Genomic DNA, 1,432 nt, shown 5'->3' with positions numbered 1-1,432 from the left:
CAACGGCCGCCGCGTCCTGGTGGTCGCCCACGGAACGCTCCTCCGCGTGAGCCTCGGCCGTGCGGTGGGCCGCACTCTGCAAAGCATCGACAACGCCGTGCTCAACCTTGCCCACCACCATCCCGTTGACGGCTGGCATCTCGAATACTTCAACGGCGAACGCGTCATGGCCACTATTCCCGGCTGAGCCGCACCGGTCGAAGGCATATCCACCGGGACAGCGGCGTGGGAGACTGTTCAGCACGGACAGGAACTCTTTCCGAAGGGGATGGTCACCGTGGCGGCAACTGGTCTTAACGCCGTCGAGCACATCGTCGTCTTGATGCTTGAAAACCGCTCATTCGATCACATGCTCGGATACCTCTATGCCGCTTCCGGCAATGTTTCGCCTTCGGGGGACCTGTTCGAGGGCCTGACCGGCACTGAGTCCTGCCCCGCATCCGACGGCAGTCCGGTGACGGTCTATCAGCTGACTCCCTCGACCCCCGACCTCTACTTCATGCCGGGCGCCGACCCCGGAGAGGGGTACCAGGCAACGAACGCCCAGCTCTATGGGAGCGCCGGCGCGCCGAAGGCGGGGGCTCTTCCTTCGATGACCGGTTTTGTGGGCAACTACGCCGGCGCCATCAAGGACAACCTCGCCAAGGGCTGGCACGTGGTGCCTGAAACAAGCGAGCACATGATCATGGGCTGCTTCACCCCGCAGACGCTGCCGGTGTTGTCGGCGATGGCGAAGGGATTCGCCGTCTGCGACGCCTGGTTCGCGTCCGCTCCGACGATGACGATGCCTAACCGGGCCTTCGCCTGCGCCGGCACCAGCCAGGGCAACTTGGATGACAAGGCCAAGCGGTTCACCGTGCCGAGCATCTTTGGGCACCTGGGCAACCACGGCATCCCGTGGAAGATCTACGGCGAAACCAAGTCGCCCCTGACGAAACTCGACTTCGACGACACCCGGCACGCCCCGCCGTCGAACATTGGCCTGTTCGCGAACTTCCAATCCGACGCGGCAGCAGGGAAGCTCCCTGCATACGCTTTCCTTGAGCCGTCCTGGTCCTCGACGGGCAACAGCGAACATCCCAACTACAACGTCGCTCTCGGTGAGCAATTCCTTCTCGACGTCTATCGCGCCGTTCGCGATGGGCCAGCTTGGGACTCCACGCTGCTCATCATCACGTATGACGAACACGGGGGCTGCTACGACCACGTCGCCCCGCCATGGGGCGCGACACCGCCGGACGACGCCGCGGGGGAATTCGGTTTCGATTTCACCCGCTTCGGGGTGCGGGTGCCTACCGTGCTGATCAGTCCGCTCATCCCCGCCGGCACCGTCTTTCGGGCCTCCGGCGCTGTCCCGCTCGATCACACGAGCATCCTTGCGACCATCGAACATCGTTGGAACCTGCCGGCCCTCACCCGCCGCGATGCCGCG

1 protein-coding gene and 1 pseudogene are annotated in these 1,432 nt (G+C 64.5%); both read left to right on the top strand.

Annotated elements, in window-relative coordinates:
* Window positions 1–187 (top strand): annotated as a pseudogene (locus tag AHiyo1_RS21555) (histidine phosphatase family protein); the annotation flags it as partial.
* Window positions 188–277: 90 nt separating this feature from the next.
* Window positions 278–1,432: alkaline phosphatase family protein (locus AHiyo1_RS21550; protein WP_275937092.1), on the top strand; the 1,155-nt coding region annotated here is incomplete at its 3' end.

This window comes from Arthrobacter sp. Hiyo1 (assembly GCF_001263615.2).
Classification (GTDB): domain Bacteria; phylum Actinomycetota; class Actinomycetes; order Actinomycetales; family Micrococcaceae; genus Arthrobacter.
The sequence above is the reverse complement of the archived record's forward strand: the minus strand, read 5'-3'. Positions and strand labels throughout refer to the sequence as shown.